The organism is Pseudarthrobacter sp. C1, from assembly GCF_034720455.1.
GTDB lineage: Bacteria > Actinomycetota > Actinomycetes > Actinomycetales > Micrococcaceae > Arthrobacter.
The window spans coordinates 340,551-362,123 of the sequence record NZ_JAYESK010000001.1 but is presented as its reverse complement, the minus strand read 5'-3'; the positions used below and the strand labels follow the sequence as shown (position 1 = coordinate 362,123).

General features: G+C 66.1%; 21 protein-coding genes. 13 read left to right on the top strand and 8 right to left on the bottom strand.

What is annotated here, in order from left to right; all coding sequences use genetic code 11:
* Positions 1–6: 6 nt before the first annotated feature.
* Both U7114_RS01550 and U7114_RS01545 read left to right on the top strand, forming a co-directional pair.
* Positions 7–774, top strand: a complete 768-nt coding sequence (locus tag U7114_RS01550; RefSeq protein WP_157238909.1) for a type 1 glutamine amidotransferase domain-containing protein — start codon at positions 7–9, stop codon at positions 772–774.
* Positions 775–873: 99 nt separating this feature from the next.
* Positions 874–999 carry a hypothetical protein gene (locus U7114_RS01545; protein ID WP_323056375.1) on the top strand — a complete coding sequence of 42 codons (126 nt, stop codon included), beginning with the start codon at positions 874–876 and terminating at the stop codon, positions 997–999.
* A 76-nt stretch (positions 1,000–1,075) separates the two neighbouring features.
* On the opposite strand, the gene U7114_RS01540 is transcribed toward U7114_RS01545, so the two are convergent.
* Together U7114_RS01540 and U7114_RS01535 are read right to left on the bottom strand one after the other, a co-directional pair.
* Positions 1,076–2,734, bottom strand: coding sequence for a thiamine pyrophosphate-binding protein (locus U7114_RS01540; protein WP_323056374.1), 1,659 nt, complete (start codon positions 2,732–2,734; stop codon positions 1,076–1,078).
* 117 nt (positions 2,735–2,851) lie between these two features.
* A complete protein-coding gene (locus U7114_RS01535; protein ID WP_321215551.1) occupies positions 2,852–3,355 on the bottom strand; it encodes an Lrp/AsnC family transcriptional regulator in 504 nt (167 codons plus the stop codon).
* A gap of 93 nt (positions 3,356–3,448) precedes the next feature.
* On the opposite strand from U7114_RS01535, the gene hisC reads away from it, so the two are divergent.
* Positions 3,449–4,546 carry a histidinol-phosphate transaminase gene (hisC, locus tag U7114_RS01530; RefSeq protein ID WP_323056373.1) on the top strand — a complete coding sequence of 366 codons (1,098 nt, stop codon included), beginning with the start codon at positions 3,449–3,451 and terminating at the stop codon, positions 4,544–4,546.
* A 43-nt stretch (positions 4,547–4,589) separates the two neighbouring features.
* Entirely contained in the window at positions 4,590–5,999 is a 1,410-nt protein-coding gene (locus tag U7114_RS01525) for an amino acid permease (protein ID WP_311217528.1), read from the top strand.
* Positions 6,000–6,271: 272 nt separating this feature from the next.
* Here U7114_RS01525 and U7114_RS01520 read toward each other — a convergent pair whose 3' ends face one another.
* Genes U7114_RS01520 through pxpA form a run of 5 tightly spaced genes read right to left on the bottom strand, consistent with a single transcriptional unit; the run spans position 6,272 to position 10,525 of the window.
* Positions 6,272–7,258: a biotin-dependent carboxyltransferase family protein gene (locus U7114_RS01520; RefSeq protein WP_323056372.1), complete on the bottom strand. Its 987-nt coding sequence runs from the start codon at positions 7,256–7,258 to the stop codon at positions 6,272–6,274.
* A complete protein-coding gene (locus U7114_RS01515) occupies positions 7,248–8,153 on the bottom strand; it encodes an allophanate hydrolase subunit 1 (protein WP_323056371.1) in 906 nt (301 codons plus the stop codon). Before U7114_RS01515 ends, U7114_RS01520 begins: the two co-directional genes overlap by 11 nt.
* Complete coding sequence (locus U7114_RS01510) at positions 8,150–9,499, bottom strand: acetyl-CoA carboxylase biotin carboxylase subunit (RefSeq protein ID WP_323056370.1); 1,350 nt, start codon at positions 9,497–9,499, stop codon at positions 8,150–8,152. Before U7114_RS01510 ends, U7114_RS01515 begins: the two co-directional genes overlap by 4 nt.
* Positions 9,500–9,507: 8 nt before the next feature.
* The gene (locus tag U7114_RS01505) at positions 9,508–9,747 is read right to left on the bottom strand and encodes an acetyl-CoA carboxylase (RefSeq protein WP_018770516.1); all 240 of its coding nucleotides are present in this window, start codon (positions 9,745–9,747) and stop codon (positions 9,508–9,510) included.
* Positions 9,748–9,760: 13 nt separating this feature from the next.
* Positions 9,761–10,525 (bottom strand): 5-oxoprolinase subunit PxpA, encoded by a 765-nt coding sequence (gene pxpA / locus U7114_RS01500; protein WP_323056369.1) that lies wholly within the window; start codon positions 10,523–10,525, stop codon positions 9,761–9,763.
* A gap of 101 nt (positions 10,526–10,626) precedes the next feature.
* Between pxpA and U7114_RS01495 the strand changes: the two genes are divergently transcribed.
* On the top strand, positions 10,627–12,072 hold the full coding sequence (locus U7114_RS01495; RefSeq protein WP_323056368.1) for a PucR family transcriptional regulator: 1,446 nt from the start codon (positions 10,627–10,629) through the stop codon (positions 12,070–12,072).
* Here U7114_RS01495 and U7114_RS01490 read toward each other — a convergent pair.
* Positions 12,069–13,124: a LacI family DNA-binding transcriptional regulator gene (locus U7114_RS01490; RefSeq protein ID WP_323056367.1), complete on the bottom strand. Its 1,056-nt coding sequence runs from the start codon at positions 13,122–13,124 to the stop codon at positions 12,069–12,071. The two genes, U7114_RS01495 and U7114_RS01490, sit on opposite strands and share 4 nt — an antisense overlap.
* A 258-nt stretch (positions 13,125–13,382) precedes the next feature.
* On the opposite strand from U7114_RS01490, the gene U7114_RS01485 reads away from it, so the two are divergent.
* From U7114_RS01485 to U7114_RS01450, 8 genes are all read left to right on the top strand, one after another.
* Complete coding sequence (locus U7114_RS01485; protein WP_323056366.1) at positions 13,383–14,402, top strand: asparaginase; 1,020 nt, start codon at positions 13,383–13,385, stop codon at positions 14,400–14,402.
* Positions 14,403–14,447: 45 nt separating this feature from the next.
* On the top strand, positions 14,448–15,338 hold the full coding sequence (locus tag U7114_RS01480; RefSeq protein ID WP_323056365.1) for a polysaccharide deacetylase: 891 nt from the start codon (positions 14,448–14,450) through the stop codon (positions 15,336–15,338).
* Positions 15,335–16,726 carry an MFS transporter gene (locus U7114_RS01475; protein WP_157238867.1) on the top strand — a complete coding sequence of 464 codons (1,392 nt, stop codon included), beginning with the start codon at positions 15,335–15,337 and terminating at the stop codon, positions 16,724–16,726. The genes U7114_RS01480 and U7114_RS01475 overlap by 4 nt, the downstream gene beginning before the upstream one ends.
* Entirely contained in the window at positions 16,713–17,480 is a 768-nt protein-coding gene (locus tag U7114_RS01470) for an SDR family NAD(P)-dependent oxidoreductase (RefSeq protein WP_157238866.1), read from the top strand. The genes U7114_RS01475 and U7114_RS01470 overlap by 14 nt, the downstream gene beginning before the upstream one ends.
* A gap of 27 nt (positions 17,481–17,507) precedes the next feature.
* Positions 17,508–18,254, top strand: a complete 747-nt coding sequence (locus U7114_RS01465; RefSeq protein ID WP_157238865.1) for an SDR family NAD(P)-dependent oxidoreductase — start codon at positions 17,508–17,510, stop codon at positions 18,252–18,254.
* Positions 18,255–18,329: 75 nt separating this feature from the next.
* Positions 18,330–18,647 (top strand): hypothetical protein, encoded by a 318-nt coding sequence (locus tag U7114_RS01460; RefSeq protein ID WP_323056364.1) that lies wholly within the window; start codon positions 18,330–18,332, stop codon positions 18,645–18,647.
* Positions 18,640–19,752: an NADH:flavin oxidoreductase gene (locus U7114_RS01455; protein WP_157238863.1), complete on the top strand. Its 1,113-nt coding sequence runs from the start codon at positions 18,640–18,642 to the stop codon at positions 19,750–19,752. Before U7114_RS01460 ends, U7114_RS01455 begins: the two co-directional genes overlap by 8 nt.
* A gap of 380 nt (positions 19,753–20,132) precedes the next feature.
* A complete protein-coding gene (locus U7114_RS01450) occupies positions 20,133–21,209 on the top strand; it encodes a class I SAM-dependent methyltransferase (protein ID WP_323056363.1) in 1,077 nt (358 codons plus the stop codon).
* Positions 21,210–21,573: the final 364 nt, after the last annotated feature.

Genomic DNA, 21,573 nt, shown 5'->3' with positions numbered 1-21,573 from the left:
CATTTCATGAAGAAAATCCTCATGGTACTGACCAGCGTTTCCGAGATCGGCGATACGGGAGAGAAGACCGGTTACAACGTGGCTGAGGCTGCGCATCCCTGGAAGGTGTTCAAGGATTCCGGGCATTTCGTCGACTTTGCGTCCATCCAGGGCGGCCAGCCCCCGCGCGACGAGGTGGACACAAAAGATCCCATCCAGGTTGCCTTCACGGAGGATGAGACCACGCGCGCCGGCCTCTACAACACTGCCCGCGTCGACGTCGTGGATCCGGAACAGTACGACGCCGTCTATCTCGTGGGCGGCCACGGCACCATGTGGGACTTCCCGGACAGCGAAGGCCTGCAGAACCTGGTGGCCAGCGTTTACAACAACGGCGGTTTGGTGGGCGCTGTCTGCCACGGACCGGCCGGCCTGCTGAACGTGGAACTGGAGAACGGGCTTCGCCTCGTCGAGGGCCGCAAGGTGGCCGCCTTCACCAACGACGAGGAAGTCGCTGCAGGCAAGGACAAGGTCATTCCGTTCTTCCTGGCAGACCGGCTTGAGGAGCAGGGCGCCACCCACGTCTTCGCTGATGTCTTTGAGGAAAAGGTTGTTGTGGACGACCGGCTGGTGACCGGCCAGAACCCGGCGTCAGCGGCCGGCGTGGCCAAGGAGATGGAGAAGCTCTTCGCAGTGGTCATCCACCAGGAAAAAGCAGAGGAACAGCACGACGCCAAGGCTCTGCGCGCCGAGAAGGACGCCGTCAAGGCGGCTGCCGCGGAAGCGGAGCAGTAGCACCCAGCAGGCACTGAAACTGGCGGCCACCCGGATGAAAGGGTGGCCGTCAGTTTTTCGTATGTGGGTCGCCAAACGGGGGCGGCTTAGGCTTGGACTATGTCTACTGATGACGAGAAGGACCCTCCCGTCCCCGCTGACGTCGAGGGCAAGCTCCCGAAGAAGGTTCACGACAAGCCCGGTGCAGACGATGATAAGTCACGGGCCGAGGAGCCTCAGGGCTAACTAATCGCCATGCATCCGACTGGGTGAACAACACCAGGCATCCGAGCCCACCCCCGATGTGGAGGGGACCTGGCCGTTACCCCGCCACCGCCGCCTTCGCGGCCTGCGAGGCCTGCATCCATTCGCTCAGCCACGGCGCCCGGACGGTGGACGTGATCCGGCAGTCCGCCACGAAGGTTCCCCTGCCGCCGGCGTCGATCCACTCCTGGAGCGCGGACAGATCGGCCAACGAGCGGATGATCGCCGACTCGGCACCCAAAGCGCGGGCAATCCCGCTGAAGTCCACCTCGGGGATCAGCATCGGCTTTTCGGTCAGGCCCTGGGAGCCGTACTGGTGGATTTCGGCCCCGTAGGCGGCGTCATTGTAGATCACCACGATGGCGCTGCAGGCTGCACCGATCAGCGATTCGAGGTCGGACAGGCCCATCAGGAACCCGCCGTCGCCGGAGGCCAGCACGAGGGTGCGGCCGTCCTCCAGGGCGCGCGCTGCCCCGACGGCGCTCGCCAGTCCCAGCCCGATGGTCTGGTAGGCGGTCCCCACCATCACCAGGTCCTGGGGCCGCGGGATGTTCCAGTACATGGGTGCCCAGCCGACGAAGTGCCCGCCGTCCTGGACCACCGTGCGGCGCTCCGGCAGCACGCCATCCAGCGCGTTGGCAAGGGACCTCGGGTCCAGCCGGCCGTCCGAGGTTTCCGCGGAGCCCGGGTGGTGCCCCGGACCCTCGGCCAGCCGACGGCGGGCTTCCGCGCGCCAGGCTTCCGCCGCAGTCCCGCCGTCGAGGAGCGCCAGGAGGCGCGAAGCAGCAGCCTTCGCGTCCGCGCTGACGAACAGGTCCACCCGGGGGTGCGTGGGCTGCAGGCCGGCGTCGATCTGGATGACGGTGCTGTCCGGGCCGATCAGGTGCCCGAACCGCATGGTGAACGGGCTCAGGCTGGCCCCGGCCACCAGGACCACGTCGGCCTCGCCCATGAGGCCGGCCGCGGTGTCGGTGCCGAAGCCGCCGGCGACGCCCAGGTACCCCTCGCCGTTGAGGAGGTTGAGCGCCAGGGCGGTGCCGGCGGTCAGTGCGCCGAGCCGGTCGGCGAGCTCCCGGAGCTCCGGGCCGGCACCGGCGAGGTGCGCACCCCGGCCCGCCAGGATCAGCGGCCGCCTGGCACCGGCGAGCAGGCGGGCTGCCCGCCCAAGGCCGCCGTCGACGTCGTCTGTCACCTTTGGCGCCGCCGGTTCCGGAAGGTCCTCGTCCGCGGCCTCGAGTGCCGCGAGGTCGTAGGGAATGGCAAGCACGACGGCGGTGCGCCGGGTGAATGCGTATTCCACCGCCTGCCGGGTGACGGCTCCCGCGGCGTCGCGGGTGACGGTGAAAGTGGCCGCGCCGAGGCCCGCAGCGATGGCCGCCTGGTCCACGTCCCAGGGCCGGGCGCCGATGGTGGGTGCATCCCCGGTGACCAGCACCACGGGGATCTGCGCCTGGACCGCCTCCGCGAGGGCGGTGAGCGCGTTGGTGTACCCGGGGCCGTAGGTGGTGGTGCCCGCGGCGAGCCGTCCCGACGTCCGGTAGTACGCGTCCGCGGCGGCGACGGCGGCGCCCTCGTGCCGGACGGGGGAGAAGCGGAGGCCCTGCTTCTCCGCGGCGTCCAGGAAGTAGACGTTGCCGTTGCCCATCACGCCGAACACATCGCTGACATAGCTGCTGAGGACCTGCGCCACGCGGCCGGAGACGGTGAGAGTAGTCATGCAGGCATCGTGTGGCCTGCGTCTCATGTTTGCAATACCGATGGATCCTGCTGGGACTTTTGGCAGCAGGAGGCGCTGGCAGTGACAATCTGCCCAGTTGTGACGCCACCCTGAGGGTCAGTCCGAGGGGCGTGCCTCCTGTTCCGACAGGCGGCTGATGAGGCCGTCGTAGCGGGGCGGCATGAGTTCCAGGATGGAGATGGCCGTGCTGGTGCGCTGGACCCCTTCGATCTCCAGGATCTGGTTGGTGATGCGGTAGAGGTCGCCGGTGTCGCGGGCCACCACCTTGGCCACGAGGTCCGCGTCCCCGGTGGTGGCATGGACCTCGATGACCTCCGGGATCGCCTCGAGCCCGCTCTCCACCGAGCCTGTCCGGGTCTGGCTGATCGAGAGCGACAGGAAGGCCATCAGGTCGTAGCCGAGCGCGGCGGGGTCCAGCCGGCGGCTGAAGGAGCGGAGCGCGCCGCTGCGCTCCAGCCGCGCCAGCCGGGCGTGGACCGTGTTCCGGGCGACGCCGAGCGTGCGCGAGAGTGCCAGGGCGCTGGCTTCGGGATCCTTGTCCAGGGCCAGGATGATCCTGCCGTCGAGGGAATCCAGGGTGCGAGAGTTCGCGATGGTCATATTTTCACCACACACAGTAGAAGTTGAGCAGAAGTCCCAATGGTTAGAGGGTATCTTGCAATGTGGCCCGGGTCACTCCCATGATCGGACCTCATGACCAGTAATCAGCTTGTGGCCGGTCCCGAGGCAGCGCTGCCCACCCTTCGCGGCGCCGTCGCCGGCCTTCCGTCCTACGTGCCGGGCCGCCGCGGTGCCGGCGTGGACACCGCAGCCCTCGCCAGCAATGAAAGCCACTACGACCCGCTGCCCGCAGCCGTCACCGCGGTGGCCGAAGCGGCCGGCAGGATGAACCGCTACCCGGACATGGCCGCCGTCGAACTCCGCGAACGGCTCGCCCGGCACCTCGGCGTCACCGCGGAGGAAGTGGCTGTGGGTCCCGGCAGCGTGGGCGTCCTCCAGCAGATCATCACCGGACTGTGCGACGCCGGGGATGAAGTGGTGTTCGCCTGGCGCTCCTTCGAGGCGTACCCCATCCTGGTGGAGCTGGCAGGCGCCCGGCCGGTCCGCATTCCGCTGGACGACGCCGAGGGCCACGACCTCGAAGCCATGGCCGCAGCCGTCACTGACCGCACCAGGGTCATCCTGCTCTGCACGCCCAACAACCCCACCGGGGTGCCGATCAGCCATGACCGCATTGAGGCCTTCCTGCAGACTGTGCCGTCCAGTGTCCTGGTGGTGATCGACGAGGCCTACGTCGAGTACGCTGAAGCCGGCAGCGGCCCCGATTCCCTGGCGCTCTACCGCCGGTACCCGAACGTCTGCATCCTGCGCACCTTCTCCAAGGCTTACGGCCTCGCCGGCCTGCGCGTCGGCTATGCGATTACGACGGCGGCAATCGCCGACGGTTTGCGCCGGACCGCCCTGCCCTTCGCCGTGAGCGCGCTGGCGCAGAAGGCAGCCGTCGCGTCGCTGGACGCGGGGGAGGAGATGGAAGCGCGGGTGGCCGCCGTCAAGCGGGAGCGCGCACGGATGGCCGCGGCACTCGCGGCCCAGGGCTGGAAACTGCAGCCGAGCCAGGGCAACTTCCTGTGGATCCGTGCCGATGAGGACCTCCGCGCCAGGCTCGTGGACGCGTTCGACTGCGCGGGCATCCTGGTCCGGGCGTACCAGGGCGACGGCGTGCGGATCACCGTGGCCGACCCCGCCTCCAACGACCGCGTGCTCCGGATCCTCGAAGCCCACGCAGCCTGAAGTTTTATCCCCAACAGTTCCACCCACAACCAGAGGAATCCCCATGGAACAACAGACAAAGACGTCTGCGCGCGCCCTCGGCGCCGCCCTCAAACCCCGCCAGCTCACCATGATGGGGCTCGGAAGCGCCATCGGCGCGGGCCTTTTCATCGGCTCCGGCGCAGGCATCCAGGCCGCCGGTCCGGCGGTGCTGATCTCCTACCTCGTGGCCGGCACCCTCATCATCCTGGTGATGTGGGCCCTCGGCGAGATGGCCGCGGCCAACCCGGACAGCGGCGCCTTCTCCGTCTACACCGCCAAGGCCTACGGGCCGGTCGCCGGTGCCACCGTCGGCTGGCTCTGGTGGCTGCAGCTCGTGGTGGTGATCGCGGCCGAAGCGCTCGGTGCGGCAGGGCTGTTGGCAACCATCTTCCCGGCGCTGCCGGTGTGGCTGATGGCCTTCGTGTTCATCGTGGTGCTCACCGCCGTGAACCTGACCAGCGTCAAGAACTTCGGCGAGTTCGAGTTCTGGTTCGCCCTGCTCAAGGTGGCGGCGATTGTCGGGTTCCTGCTGGTGGGCTTTGCGCTGCTCTTCGGCTGGCTGCCGGGCGTGCAGTCGCCGGGCCTTTCCAACTTCATGGGCGACGGCTTCGCGACCAACGGGTTCGCCGGGATTGCCACGGCACTGTTCGTGGTGGCGTTCGCGTTCGGCGGCACCGAGATTGTGTCCGTGGCCGCAGCCGAGACCGCCGAGCCGGCCCGCAGCGTGAAGAAAGCCGTCCGCACGGTGCTGTGGCGCATCCTGGTGTTCTACATCGGTGCCATCTTCATCATCGCTGCGGTGGTTCCCGTGGGTTCGGCGGGGCTGAAGAGCCCGTTCGCCGCCGTGCTGGAGGCCGCCGGCATGCCCGGTGCGGCCACCGCCATCACCCTGGTGGCCGTCGCAGCGCTGCTCTCCGCGCTCAACGCCAACCTCTACGGCGCCTCCCGGATGGCGTACTCCCTGGCCGAGCGGGGCGAAGCGCCGCGGCTGCTTGCTTCCGTGTCCAAGGGGCGGGTCCCGGTGGCCGCGGTGCTGGCGAGCGTCGCCTTCGGCGTTGTCACGGTGGTGCTGGAGCTGGTTTTCCCCGAGATGGTGCTGGGCGTCCTGCTCAACATCGTGGGCTCCACCTGCCTGCTCGTGTGGACGTCGGCGCTCCTGGCCCAGCTCGCACTGCGCCTCCGCGCCGACCGCGAGGGGACGGAGCTTCCACTGCGGATGCCCGGCTTCCCGTGGCTGACTGTGCTTGGCCTGGTCATCCTCGCGGCGATCTTCACGGTGGGTTTCATCGGCGAGGATTCCCGTCCCCAGCTCCTGAGCACGTTCGCGCTCGTTGCGCTGCTGGCGGTTGGGTGCTGGGTGAACCAGCGGAACCGTAAGGTTGCGCCTGTTGAAGCGTCGGAGGACGCCAAGCAGCCGGTGCTTGTCGACTGAATAATCCGCTTTGGCCCGTTCGCGGGTTCAGAGCGCACGAAGGGCGCGTCCGGCTTTGGCCGGGCGCGCCCTTCTGTACCGATCGGAGATGCGGGGGACAGCGTACGTGGCCGCGTGTCAGGCACCGCCCGTCTCGGTGGAGCGGAACGTGCTGGTGGACCCGATGAGGGTCGGCGAAGTGGACCTTGGGCTGGAGGCGGCGCTCTCGGCGTCAGACAATTACCGAATCAGCAGAGGCGGGTCCGGGAATGGTTGGGACCCGCCTCCGCCTGTCAGCGGCTGGCGCCCAGTGCCGCCCACGCCTTGTTGCGGCGTTCCGCAAGTTCCCGGCGGGCTTCCAGGGCGTCGTCCAGGCTGACAGCGACGAATCGTGTCGCCGTGCCGGGGGCGGCCCTGGCAACCAGATCCATGTCTGCGCTGATTACCGTGCCCACCATCGCGTATCCGCCGCCGGAAACGGCATCGCGGTGCAGGATGATGGGCTGCGTGCCGCCAGGGATCTGGATGGATCCCACGGCGTAGCCGGCGTCCACGATGTTGGAGGGGTCCGAACCGGCGCCGAAGGGCTGTTTCCGCTCCTTCCATGTCACGCCCGGACCGGAGTAGCGCAGTCCCATCCGGTCAGCCACCGGAGTCACCTTCCACTCTTCGTTCAGCAGATTTCCCAGGCCCTCATCGGTGAGCCGGTGGTCGTACAAGCCCAGCACGATCCGGACTTCCTGCTCCTTGGCATAGTCGGGCCGGAATTCCTCCGGGAGACTCTCTCCGTGGGGGAGCTTCCCGTCGTTGAGGGGAGCGCCCACGGGTACGACGTCGCCCGCCTCTAGCTTCCGGCCCTTGAACCCCCCGATCCCGCCGAGGCTGTACGTGGACCGGCTTCCGAGCACCTCCGGGACGTCGATGCCGCCCTGCACGGCGATGTAGTAGCGGGTGCCGCCTTGGATGACCCCGAAGGAGAGCTGATCTCCGGCCTTGAGCAGCAGGCGGCTCCACTGGGGCCGTGCCTCCCCGTTGACCTTTACCTCCACCGGAGCGCCGGTGACGGCGATGATGGCGTCGCCGCCGGTGGTCAGGACGGGGCCGAGGTAGGTGCACTCCAGAACGGCTTCCCGTGCAGTGTTTCCCACCAGGGCGTTTCCGAGTTCAGCGGAGTACTGGTCCATGGAACCGCTTTGGGGGATGCCCACGTTGTAATGGCCCGTCCGCCCTTGGTCCTGCACGGTAGTGGCCAGGCCGGGGTTCACAATTTCAAATGCCATTGAGGGCCTCCATGAGCTGACGGTTGTAGCCTTCGGGATCGGCCAGTGCCTTTGACAGTTCGAAGGTCACGGGGGCCTGCCGGTAGCGGAAGGTTCCGGCGGTAATCTCCGCCTGGATTGCGTTGTACTCAGCTTCAGTGACGGGCTTGAATTTCACGATGTCTCCCGGGCGGAAAAACACCATGAAATCCTTGAAGTCCGCCAGTTCCTGCGAGGGATCGAAGATGGGCGCAGCCGCTACGCCAAACATCTGGTACCCGCCCGCGCCCCGTACGGAGTAGATGCAGCCGAAGCATCCGCCGTGCCCGACGGTCAGCTTGGGGGTGTCGGTACGGGGGCTCAGATACTTGGGGACTTCCAGCTGCTTGTCACGGTCTACCAGTTGGAACAGGAACGGCAGCCCGGCCACGAAGCCAACCATGGAAACCAGCCACGGCTGTTCGTGGTGACGCTGGATAAACTCCGCGGCGTCCTTCAGGTGGTTGACCCTGGCGGCGTAGTCGATGTCGCTGCCCTCAGGCTCCTGGTGGAAGCCTTCCCGGAACCGCTGCGCCACTTCGGCGGTGAAGGGATCCTCGTACCAGACCGGAACCTCAATAATCCTGGTTTCCAGGGGCCGCTCCTGGTGGCTCATCAAATCCCGCTCGATGTCGCGGACGGCATTTTCCAGTTCCTGCGGCGGCAGGACGTCAGGATCAAAACGCACCAGCAGTGAGGCGTTGGCAGGACAGATATCCACGATTCCCTCAAGGTGGGCCTCGGACAGCCTGCCGGCAATGGTCATCACCTTGAAGTTGGCGGGCAGGCTCATGGCCTCGGAGACTTCCACGAACAGGAATTCGTCCCCGCCCCAGGTGTAGCGCGCACCCGGGAGGACGGCGGCTTCGGTGGTCATTTTGCCCCCATCAGGTCGGCTGCGGTTTCAATGAACTTGGAGTGATGGCTGACGTCGGCAAATTCAGGCCGCGCCAGCAGCGCCTTGTGGACGGGGACGGTGGTCTTGACCCCCTCAATGCGGGTTGCCTCCAAAGCCGCCAGGGTAGCTGCGATGGCGGCGTCCCGGTCGGGGGCATGGACGATCAGCTTGGCCAGGAGGGAGTCGTAGTAGGGGCTCACAACCGAGCCTGCCTCCACGCCGGTGTCCACCCGGATTCCCTCGCCCGATGGCCATTGCAGGGACCGGATGACCCCCGGGCTGGGGAAGAACTGGTGGTTGGGGTCTTCCGCGTTGATGCGGCATTCGATGGCATGGCCGGTGAAGTGCACATCGTCCTGGGAAATGGACATGGATCCGGTGGAGGCAATCAGCAGCTGCTCGCGGACCAGGTCTACGCCCGTAATCTGCTCGGTGATGGGGTGCTCCACCTGGATGCGCGTGTTCATCTCAATGAACGCGGCCTCGTGGTTGGCGGGGTCGTACAGGAACTCCACCGTCCCCGCTCCGTGGTAGCCGCACTCGCGGGCAAGAGCCACGGAAGACTCCCGGATGGTGGTGCGGACGGTCTCCGGAAGGTCCGGGGCAGGGGCTTCCTCCAGCACCTTCTGGGAACGGCGCTGCATGGAGCAGTCGCGGTCACCAAGGTGGATGAAATTGGTCCCGTCACCGAGGACCTGCACCTCAACGTGGCGGGCATGCTCCACGAACCGCTCCAGGTAGACAGTGGCATCGCCGAAAACAGCACCGGCTTCGCCGCGTGCCATTTCGATGGTCGCCAGGAGTTCGCTTTCGTCGTGCACGAAGCGGATGCCCCTGCCGCCGCCGCCGGCGGAAGCCTTTACCACCAGCGGATACCCGATGCCGCGCGCAATTTCCAGGGCGTCTGCCTCCGGGTCCAGGGGACCGTCAGATCCCCGGAGCACGGGGACGCCGGCCTTGGCTGCAGACTCCCGTGCCAGGGACTTGTTGCCCATCATGGCGATGGTGTCAGCGCTGGGGCCAACCCAGGTCAGGCCGGCGTCCGCCACTTTCCGGGCAAAGTCGGCGTTCTCCGAGAGGAAGCCGTAGCCCGGGTGCACGGCGTCGCACCCCTGTTCCCGGGCTGCGGCGACGAGGGCGTCTTGGTTCAGGTAGCTGGCCGCCGCCTGGGCCGGACCAACCACCACGTAGTGGTCCGCTGTCCGGGCCGCCAGCGATTCCGCATCGGGCTCGCTGACCCCCAAGACAGTCTCGATGCCCATCTCCCGGGCGGTCCTGGCGATCCGTACGGCGATCTCGCCGCGGTTTGCGATGAACAGTTTCATGGGCGCCCTTATCCTTCCCGGATGACGACGATGGAGTCGCCCGGGTTGACCATGTCGCCCTCGTTGACCTCGAAGGATTCAAGGGTCCCGGCGACATCGGACTGGATCTCGGTGAACTGCTTCATGATTTCCACGATGCCGATGGTCTGCCCGACTTCGATGGTGTCGCCTTCATTGGCGAAGGGCGGTTTGCCCGGTCCGGGCTTGCGGTAGAAGACTCCGGGAAGGGGTGAAACGATCGTGGCCATGTGCTGCTCGCTTTCAGGAGTGGGTGGGGCGGGATGAGTTGAGGGCGTTCCGCACGGCAGTGGCGACGGCGACGGCATTCGGGGCATCGGAATGGACACAAATGCTCTGGAACGTGATGTTCAGCGGAGTGCCGTCGACCGCGGGGACCGGCCCGCCTGCCACTGCGCGGCTGACGCGTTCCGCCGCGGCGGCCGGGTCCGTGGGCGCGGGCCGGCGCTGGATGAGGAGCTCGCCCGCCGGACCGTAGTTGAGGTCAACGTACAGTTCCGCAACGAACTCCACGCCCATGGCCCGGCACACCGATTCGTGGGCTGTGCCCGCGAGGCCGTAGAACGGAACACCGAACTGCTTCGCCGTGCCTGCGGCCGCCTGCATGAGGACTTCGTCTCCGGCGAGCATGCCGTAGAGGGCTCCGTGGGGTTTGATGTGGTTCAGGGACAGGCCGTTCTTCACCAGGAATGCAGTCAAGGCCCCCGTCTGGTACAGGATGATCGATTCAACCTCCCCGGGGGTGAGGACCATGCGGCGGCGGCCGAAACCCATGGGATCAGGGAGTCCGGGATGCGCTCCGACGGCCACCCCGTGTTCGGCGGCAAGGGCCACGGTCCGGTTCATCACATCCGGGTCGCCGGCGTGATATCCGCAGGCGACATTGGCGACGTCGATAATCTCCATGAGCGCAGCGTCGTTTCCGAACTCGTGCAATCCGAAGCCTTCGCCCATGTCCGAATTCAGGAGTACCTGGGCAGCCGTGGTTTCCATCACGTTTTTTTGCATGCAGGCAACGGTACAGAGGCGGTGACCGTGCCGGAATTGGGCGGATCGCCGAATGTGGGCAGCCAGATTATGCTTCTTGCACTAACCAGGAGGAATTTCCCATGCGTGTTGCCGATCTCCTAGCAGACCCCGCATTGAACATCCGCCTTGCCGCACCGGGCGGTCCGGGACGACTCGCCCGCCCCATCGCCTGGTGCGCGCCCTCGGAGCACATGGACCCTACCCCCTTCCTCAGCGTCAACGCCCTGCTGCTGACCAACGGGATGGGCCTCAACGTCAAGGACTACCGCATCTGGGATGCCTACGTTGAACGCCTGATGTCCGTGCCCGTGTCAGGGCTGGTTTTCGGCTTGGGCGCGGCGCACCGCGAACTGCCTGCAGGCCTGGTGCAGGCCTGTGAAGCCCATGGCCTTCCGCTGCTTGAACTGCCGCCGGAGGTGCCGTTTGTCCTGGTGATGAGGCATGTGGACCAGCTCATTGCGGCCGAACGTTATGCCGAGCTGCGTACCGGATGGGAGCTCGCGGATGAGTGCACAAGGCTGGCAGCGGGCGGCCATTCCCTGGCGCAGGTACTGGAGCGGGTGGCCACCGCCATCAATGCGCGGGTGGCGGTCCTGGACCATAACGGTTTTGAACTCATGTCTGCGGGAACAGCAGGGGGCGGGACGGCCCGGACAACCCTGAGCCTGCCGAGCGGCGGATCCCTCCGGTTCAAGCTGGCCATCGAGGGAATCAAGAGCAGCGTGGTGCTGCAGCCTCTGCTGGGGCCGGTGGCTGCGGTCATTGCCATGCAGCTGAGCTACACCCTTGGTTCGCGGTCGCCCCTGCATTCGCGTGAGGCCGCACGCTTCATGGAGGGGCTGTACGAGGCGAGGGGAACGCCGACGCCGGCCCTGGAGCGCTACGCCGTGGAGGCCGGGTTCGAGCCGGACGGCGAGTGGGGCGCGGTGCTGATCGGCGGCGCGGGGGAGGTTGCGCCGGTCAAACTGAGGACGATCGCCTGGCGGGTGCGGGTTGGCCTGCAGGCTGAATACAGGACAGTGCGGTTCATGGAAGAGGCCGGCCTCACCACCCTGCTGGTGCAGCGCAGCGAGGCCGGCATGGACCTCATGGACGCGGTCCGGAAGTCATTTCAGGACGCGCTGGAGCTGTCCGCCGTCGTCTCCGAGTGCGGGAGCCTGGGCGAACTGCCGCTGGTGCTGCAGCTGGCCCGCCGCAGGGTGGGCGAACCGGGTCTCCATCAGGCACCCGTTGCAGACCTTGCGGGCGTGGTGGAGGGCCTGCCCGGGCCGGGGCTTGTGGCGATGGCGCGGCGCCTCCTGGCCCCGTTGATGTCCGACGGCGGCCCGGCCTTGCGCGAAACGCTTGAGGTGTACCTGCGGCACAGCGGGAATACGCGCGAGGCCTGCGGGGAGCTTTTCATCCACCGCAATACCCTCACCTACAGGCTCCGCAAGATCGAGGAGATGCTCCGGCTCGACCTCGGTGACGGCGAAGTCCGCGCCACCTGCCTGCTGGCGTTGAAGATCGTGGCGGGCGGGAGCTAGTGGGCGGGCGCTTCCGCCGGTACCCGGGCGGCGCTGCTCTCCCGCACGTACAGTGTGGGCGTCAGCCTCGCAGGCTCGGGTTTTTCGCCCCTGAGCACACGTTGCATGAGCTGCACCGCGGTCCGTCCGATGTCCGCCATGGGAGAGTGGACCGAGGTTAGCGGAATGGGAAGTTCTGCGGCCAGGGAGGTGTCGTTGTATCCCACCACGGCAACGTCCATTCCCACGGTGAGGCCGTGGGAGCGCAGGGCTCCCATCGCTCCAATGGCTGCGAAGTCGTTGACGGCGAACAGGGCGGTGGGGCGCTGCTTGCCGCGGGCGAGGATCTTTTCGGCGGCCTCCCGGCCGCCGGCCGTGTCGAACCTTGACCACACCACGTCGTCGTCGGAGATGGTCCCGCCCAGGGAATGCCAGCGGTCCAGGAAACCGGCGGTCCGGTCGACGGCGGTGCTCGCGTATGGCTCGCCCGCAATCACCGCCACCTTCCGGTGGCCCATCTCCCACAGGTGCGCGGCCACCAGTTCGCCGCCCACCACGTCGTCGCAGGTGGCAGAAGGGTAGCCCGGGACCCTGCGGTTCATCAGTACGAACGGTACCTTCCGGTCGGTCAACTCCTGCAGGAGGCTGCCGTCAAGGTGGGCATCACCGATAATCAGGCCGTCAACCCGGCGGGCGAGCATGAGGTCTATCTTCCGCCGCTGTTCTTCAGGATCGTCGCGCGAGTTCATCACGAACGCGGAGTAGCCGACCTCCGCTGTCGCCTCATCGATGCCCTCATACATAATGGCCAGGACCAGGTCCGAAAGACGCGGCACGATGACACCGAGCAGTTTAGTGCGCCGGGTCCGCAGGCTGGCGGCCTGGGGATCAGGGGAGTAGCCGAGCTTGCGGGCCAGTTCCCGGACGCGCTCGGCAGTCGCGGCGGAAGCGGCGCCTTTCGCCACATCCGAGCCCGAATGCAGGACCCTGGACACGGTCGAAGGATGGACGCCCAACTCCCTGGCCAGATCCTTCAGCGTGACAGTGCGGCTGCCGTCTGCCTTTTCTTCCATGTCCCTCTCCTGCCCCAACTGGGTCACTGTAGCCCAGGTCTTTCCGCCCCGGATGATACAGGCGGCCCTTGACGTGACCCGCTTCACATCCTATAGTCGTTTTCAACGTCACCCAAACGTTTGGGTAGTTGACCAAAAACCCCTCCCGGCGCCGCCATCCTTGATGCCGAACTCCTTGTCCACGCACATGAGCCTTTCCGTGGAAGATAACCCAATCGATTGGGTTGCAGACCTCAAAGAAAACCACCGGAGCTGAAAATGACTGTTACCGACTCCCACGTCGTGCTGCTGGCCACTGGAGGCACCATCTCGTCCCGTTCTTCCCATGCCGGCGGCGCCGTCGCCTCCGATACCGGCGAGCAGGTGTTCAAAGCACTAGGCTCCCCCGTATCCCACCCCGTGCGGGTGCTGGATGTGTTCCAGAAGGGGTCCTACCTCCTGACATTCGAAGACATGCTGAGGATCTGCGCCACCATTAAGGAAGTCCTTGAGGACCCCAACGTTCTGGGCGTGGTGGTGACCCATGGGACGGACACCATGGAGGAAACCGCCTACCTTGCGGACCTGACCCACAGCGACGAGCGGCCGGTTGTCTTCACCGGCTCGCAGCGGGCCGCTGACTCTGCGGCCCCCGACGGTCCGGACAACCTGGCCCGCGCCATCGCCGTCGCGGGATCGAAGGAAGGAAGGCGAAAAGGCGTCATGGTGCAGTTCGCGGGCACCATCTTCCCTGCCGCCGGGGTCCGGAAAAGCCAAACTGTTCGGCTCAGTGCTTTTTCGAACCCCGATTTTGGGGTACTCGGCCAGGTGTCAGACCAGGGGAAAGTTGCGCTAGAGGGCAGCGTCAGCAGGCTTGAGGCCCTGCCGCTGCCCTGGCCGGTCAACGGTTCCCCCCGGGTGGACGTCGTTGCGGCCTACCCCGGTGCCGACTCCACTCTGATGCACGCCGCCCTTGAAGCGGGAGCGGCGGGCATCATCCTGCAAGGGACCGGAAGCGGCAATGCCAACCCCGGCCTCTGCTCCGAAGTCGCCGCCGCGGTGGCATCCGGCGTCGTGGTGGTTACCAGCACCCGCGTGGATGCCGGACCCGTGGTCCCGATTTACGGCGCCGGCGGGGGCGGTGAAGACCTCCGCATCGCGGGGGCCATCGGATCCGGCCACCTCCGTCCGTCACAGTCGCTGATCTTGCTCAGCCTCCTGCTCAGGATCAACCCCGACCGGGAGCGGATCACCGAAATCTTCACCCAACGAGGGAGGCCTCCTGAACCTTCCGACTGACACCCACGAACACCCCCGTTTTATCCGAATTGAAAGGAAAATCTAATGGCTAAGGACATTCAAGTTGCCTTCGGCGTGGACGTTGATGCAGTGGCGGGCATGCTCGGTTCCTATGGAGGCGAGGACTCCCCGTGTGACATCTCCCGGGGCCTGTTCAGCGGCGAAGTCGGGGGACCCCGGCTGATCCGGTTGTTCGAGAAGTACAACCTTCCGGCAACCTGGTTCGTGCCGGGCCACTCGATCGAGACCTTCCCGGAACTGACGCAGATGATCGTGGATGCCGGGCACGAGATCGGCGTCCACGGGTACTCGCACGAAAACCCGATCGCCATGACCCGGGAACAGGAGACCGCCATCCTGGACCGCTCAATCGAACTGATCGAGAAGGTTTCCGGGCGCCGGCCCACAGGCTACGTCGCACCGTGGTGGGAATTCTCGCCCGTGACGAACGAAATCCTCCTTGAACGCGGCATCAAGTATGACCACTCCCTGATGCACCGCGATTTCGAACCGTATTACGTCCGCGTGGGCGATTCGTGGAAAAAGATCGACTACACCAAGGACGCCGAAACATGGATGGAGCCCCTGGTGCGAGGCGAGGAAACGGACCTGGTGGAGATACCGGCCAACTGGTACCTGGATGACCTGCCTCCCATGATGTTCATCAAGGCAGCACCCAACTCGCACGGGTTCGTCAGTCCCCGCGACATCGAACAGATGTGGCGGGACCAGTTCGACTGGGTCTACAGGGAAATGGACCAGGCCGTCTTCACCATGACCATCCACCCGGACGTCTCCGGGCGCCCCCAAGTGCTGCTCATGCTCGAGCGGCTGATTGAACACATCAACTCCCATGAGGGCGTGAGCTGGCTGACCTTCGACCAGATTGCCGATTCGTTCCTCGCCCGCAGCCCCCGAAAGGACAACAACTCATGACAACGCAACAGACGGACGTTGATCTTTCCCAGCCTCAACCGGGCGAGAAGCGCCGGTTCCCGGTTTTCAGCAAGCGGCACACCACTACTGCCACTGTTCTCGCCTTGCTGGCATGGACTGTCGCTGTCTTTGACTACGGCCTTTTCGGCACGCTTTTGCCCGCAATGCAGGAGGAGTTTGGCTGGACCGAAACTGAGTCCTATGCCATCAACACGTGGATCGCTGTTGGTACAGCCATTGTCTGCTTTGGCATCGGACCGGTTATTGACCGCTTGGGACGCCGTAAAGGCATGATGGTCACCATCGGCGGAACGGCGGTTGTTTCCGGCCTGACCGCACTTATCCCCACCGGTATTCCGATCCTGAGCAACCTGATGGTGATTATCATCCGTTCGTTCGGCGGGCTTGGCTTCTCCGAGCAGGCGGTGAACGCCACCTACATGAACGAGGTTTACCAAGTCACTGAAGTGGCTGATAAGCGTAAGCGGCCGGGGTTCCATTACTCCTTCATCCAGGGCGGTTGGCCGCTGGGGTTCCTGCTTGCCAGCGCGTTGGCTTTGGCGTTCCTTCCGTCGCTGGGGTGGCGTGCGCTGTATCTCGTGGCTACTGTTCCGGCCGCCATCATCGTGTGGCTCATCGCCAAAAAGCTGAAGGAAACCCCGCAGTTCGAGCTGCATCACAAACTGACCCAGCTTGAAAAGAGTGGCCAGACCGAGGAAGCGCACGCCCTCGCCCGGTCCTACGGCGTGGAGCACTCCTCTGCGGCCCCGCTGAAGCGCATCTGGGAACCCCACCTGCGCCGGAACACCATCGTGTTTTCCCTGGCCTGGATCTTCAACTTCTTCGGAATCATGATCTTCAGCATCCTGGGTAGCTCAGTCTTGAAGAATGCCAAGGGCGTTGAACTCTCCGACGCTTTCTGGATGCTGATCGTCATCAACATGCTGGCCTACTTCGGTTACGTCTTCCACGGCTGGCTGGGGGACAAGATCGGCCGCAAGCGGACCATCATCGGCGGCTGGATCCTCTCCGGCATCTCCTTCACCATCATGCTCAGCCCGATCGCCACCAGCCCGTTCATGATCATCCTGACCTACGGCGCCGGGCTGTTCTTCCTGGTGGGCCCGTATGCGGCCATCCAGTACTTTATGGCCGAGTGCTACCCGGTGAGCTGCCGGGCCACCGGAACCTCCTTCATCGGTGCCATGAGCCAGCCCGGCGTGATCCTCGGCGGCGCACTGTTCACCGCTGCAGCAGCCGCGGCCGGAACCGGGTCCGCCGCGTTGTGGGTCGGTGCCGCGGGAACACTGTTCTCCGGGCTGCTGATGATTGCCGCCAAGCCCCCCGCTGAAGCCCTGCTGGAGGACCACCCCCATGACGTCCCCTAACAAAGTCGCCATCATCACCGGCGCTGCGAGCGGCATCGGCCGCGCCCTCGCCGTCCACTACGCCCGCCAGGGAGTGGTGTCAGTAATTGGCACCTTCCCCGGCGATCCGCACGACCCGGAGGAGACACTCCGCCTGGTCAAGGAAGCCAGCGGCGAAGCGGTGATCCACGAAGTGGACGTCCGCACCACCGCGTCCGTGGACGCCCTGGCCCAGCGGGCCGTGGACGAGTACGGACGGCTGGACTACGCCGTCGCCAACGCCGGAATCCTCCGCAACTCCCCGCTGGGGGAGATGACGGACGAGCGCTGGCACGACATGCTCAACGTGGACCTCACCGGTGTGCTGCGCACGCTGCGTGCCGGGGCGGAGAGAATGACCGACGGCGGCGCGCTGGTTGCGGTTTCCTCGATCGCCGGCGGGGTCTACGGCTGGGAGGAGCACGCCCATTATGCGGCCGCCAAGGCCGGCGTCCTGGGCCTGGTCCGCAGCGTGGCCGTGGAGCTCGGCCCGCGGCAGATCCGCGCCAACGCGGTGATCCCGGGCCTCATCGAGACCCCGCAGTCACTGGACCCGGTGAATTCATTGGGCCCGGAGGGGCTGCGGCGGGCCGGCAAGGACATTCCGTGGGGCCGGGTGGGAAAGCCGGAGGAAGTTGCCAGCGTCATCGGGTTCCTCACTTCCGATGAGTCCCGCTACATCACGGGGCAGGCCCTGGTGGTTGACGGCGGACTCACCGTCAAGATGCGCGCCTGACGGCGCGCCTGAGAAGGAAAGGACACCATGAACACATCGACCCATGCTGCTGACCAGGCCTCCGGGAACGCTCAACCAGGGAACGGCCGCGGGGTGGTGGTTACCGGCGGTTCCAGCGGGATCGGCAAGGCCATCGCCGAGGCCTTCCTGGCCAACGGGGACAGGGTGGCCGTGCTGGACCGGGCCGGAGGGGACGGCACGGTCCGCGTGGACGTTGCGGATGAAGCCAGCGTGCGGGCAGCCTTCGCCGAGGCACGGGAGAGGCTGGGCGGCATCGACGTCCTGGTCAACAGCGCGGGCCTGCTGACGGAGTCCCCGCTGGAGGACATGTCCCTGGCGATGTGGAACGAGACCCTCACGGTGGATCTGACAGGTGTGTTCCTGTGCTGCCGGGAGGTAGTGGGGGAGATGCGGCAGCGGAAGTGGGGCCGCATCATCAACATCGCTTCCCAGCTGGCCATCAAGGGCGGTGTGGGGCTGACCCATTACAGTGCGGCCAAGGCCGGCGTGGTCGGTTTCTCCAAGGCCCTTGCCCTGGAAACGGCGGCGGACAACGTCCTGGTCAACTGCATCGCCCCGGGCCCCATCGAGACGCCCCTGGTGGAGGGCATCTCCGAAAGCTGGAAGGCCGCGAAACGGGCCGAGCTGCCGCTCCGGCGCTTCGGCACGCCGGCGGAAGTGGCTCCGACGGCCGTGCTGCTGGCCAGCGATCCGGGCGGAAACCTGTTTGTGGGACAGACGCTGGGGCCCAACTCCGGCGATGTCATGCCGTAACGAAAGGGGAACGACATGTGTGGTGCCTGCGGGAGGACAACTGTCGCCGACCCTGCCTTGGGGCCGGTGCGGACCATGCGCCAGCATCTGATCGTGGCAGCCACGGTCAACGCCGTCTGCACTGGCCTCCCGGGAGCCCCGAAGGTGACTGCACTCAAGGACGGCTGGCTGATGACCGGTCCTTCCGGGGTTTCCAGGCAGTGCGCAACCCTCGAAAACCTGTGGTCCGCTGTGCTCGGCTGCTTTACCGACCCGACGGTCCTCGGCCGCCTGCTCAGGCGCCGGAAGGCGTACGCAGCTGATCCGGCCAATGCGGGCCTGCCCGCGATTGCGGCGGGAATGCTGCCGGACCCGGCCGCAATTAATACTTCCAAGGAGACTTTGAATGACTGACTACACCCCGCTATGGTCGCCCATCCGGATCGGTTCCATGGAACTGGACAACCGGGTTGCGCTGGCTCCCATGACAAGGATCAGCGCAACCGAGGACGGGCACGCCACGGAGAGAATGGCTTCCTATTACCGGACGTTCGCGCGCGGCGGCTTCGGGCTGCTGATCACGGAAGGCATTTATCCGGACACCGCCCACAGCCAGGGCTACCACTTCCAGCCGGGCATCGCTACGGAGGAGCAGGCCCGGTCGTGGGCGAAAGTCGTCGACGGCGTCCACGGGGCGGGTTCAAAGATCTTCGCGCAGCTGATGCATGCGGGGGCGCAAAGCCAGGGGAATCGGTTTGTTGCCTCCTCGGTGGGACCATCCGCGGTGGCGCCCAAGGGGGAGCAGTTGGGGTTCTACCGCGGCGAGGGCCCGTATCCCGTTCCTTCCGAGATCACCTTGTCCCAGATGAAAGAGGTGCGGGATGGCTTCGTGACAGCCGCGCTGCACGCGCAGCAGGCCGGCTTCGACGGCGTTGAGATCCATGGTGCCAACGGGTACCTGCTGGACCAGTTCCTCACGGACTACCTGAACCGGCGCGGTGACCACTACGGCGGTTCACCGGAAAACAGGGTGCGGCTTGCCGCTGAAATCTGCCACGACGTCCGCGAGGCAGTTGGCCCGGGCATGACGGTGGGGATCCGAATCTCGCAGGCCAAGGTCAGCGACACTGACCACAAGTGGAGCGGGGGAGTGGAAGAGGCCGAAGTCATTTTCGGCACGCTGGGCGCGACTGGCATCGATTTTGTCCACACGACTGAATACCGCGCCACCGAGCCCGCGTTCAAGGATGCGGAGGAAAGCCTGGCTGCCCTGGCGAAGAAGTACTCGGGCCTGCCCGTGATTGCCAACGGCAACCTCGACGATCCGGACATGGCCGTGTCCATGCTGGCAGGAGGCTCAGCGGACGTCATTGCGCTGGGCAAAGCCGCACTGGCCAACCGGAACTGGCCGCATCTTGTCCGGAACAACCTGGAATTCGACGACCTCGATCCTTCCGTCTTCGCTCCTCTGGCAGATGTTAAGGACTGGGAGCTCGAGGATCCAGCGGAAATGAAGTAGCACCCGCCCGAAGCAACTGATGGTCAACGCGGAGCCCGGGACTGTAGCTGCCCGGGCCTCGCGTTGGGTGTCGGGAGGAGGGGATCCGGCGGCCGCAGCACACCTGTATCCTGAGTATCTAGTTCAAGGGCCCCGGCGGCCATCGACCAAGCCCGGCGCGCAGCCGGATGAGGGGTCTGGAAGCTGGGCCGCAGCCTTGGACGTCGTCGAACCGCCGCCGCAATCGTCACCCCGGCCGGCTCCCGGATTTTTAGAATGGATCCTTCATCAGCATTGACCCGCCAGTACCCGCGGTAATCCCGACGCCGGTCCCCAATCCCGTGCGCGCTGCTGAGGCGGATGAGCCGGCCGTTGTGATCTGGGCTGAGGCCGGGACCAGCATGACCGCGAGCTGGCGGTCGGCGAACGGCAGGCCGGCGCCGGCGCGGGTCGAAGTGGTGGACGATTCCCTTACGGCCGATGAGGCGTACCGGATGGCGTCTCAGGGGATCGCGATGCTCTGGCGCGGTGACTTCCATAACGGGCGGCAGCTCCTCAACGCCCTGGACCGGCGGGTAGGTGGCGGTAAGAAAGGGACCTCCGGAACCGGTGCCGAGAGGTTCTACCGGCACCGCCAGTCCGCCTCGCACCGTGCCCGCATTCTCGGTCTGCTGCTGATTCCCCTTGATCCGGGCCCGGTGGTGCCGCTGCGCCGCGCCCCGGACATCCGGGAGGCCGCCGCCGAGGCGTACGGTGGCATCGGCGAACCGTCCGTGGTGTCGCTGCATGAGCTGGTTGGGGCCATTGGCGCCCACGAGTGGCGGCGGAACGGCGTCTACGTCGATGCCCTGCAGGGCCGCATCCACCCGCACTATGGCACGTTCTTCCCCACCCGGAGCGAGTATGTGGATCTCGTGGCGGCCGCCGCGCTGCCCACTGAGACGCTGGCGTTCGACGTCGGAACCGGCACCGGGGTGCTCGCTGCCGTCCTCGCCAACCGCGGCGTCCGCCGCGTGGTGGCGACGGACAATGAGCCGCGCGCCGTCGCCTGCGCAGCCGAGAATTTCCGGAACCTCGGTGTTGCGGACCGTGCTGAGGCGGTCCTGACCGACATGTTCCCGCCGGGCCGGGCGCCGCTGATCGTGTGCAACCCGCCGTGGATCCCTGCCACGCCGCATTCCAGCCTGGACAGCGCGGTCTACGACCCCGGGAGCAGGATGCTGTTCCGCTTCCTGAACGAACTTCCCGACCATCTGGAGCCGGGCGGTGAGGGCTGGCTGGTCCTCTCCGACCTGGCCGAGCACCTTGGCCTGCGGTCGCGTGACGATCTGCTGACCGCCATCAAGGCGGCCGGGCTGAAGGTGGTGGAGCGGCTCGACACCAAGCCAACGCACCCGAAGGCATCGGACCGCGACGATCCCCTGTTCGAGGCTCGCGCGGCCGAGGTCACGTCCCTGTGGCGGCTGGTTCGCCGCTAGCCTCGCCGATAGTCCCGGGACAATCAGGCGTGGCCGGCGGACCTGGCCAGCGGCCGCCGTCGGACGTTAGGACGGCGGCGCCGGGGACCAAGAGTTTGTTGCAACTGTCCAAGGGTGGTCACTGGGTTGCTGCTCCTGTCCTATGTAGCGATGCCGGGCCCTAAAGAATTTTGTAATTCGGCAGAATGTCCGCGGCCGAGGTCACGTTCCCGGGATGGCAGAGAATGGAAATACCAAGCGAAAGACTGCGTCGAGGAAGTGTCCTGTTTGCGGCCACGAATCTTGGCGCATTATCTACGGCATGGTCATGCCCGACACAGCTGATCAGAACCCCAAAGCCGAATTTGCCGGCTGCGTAATCGTC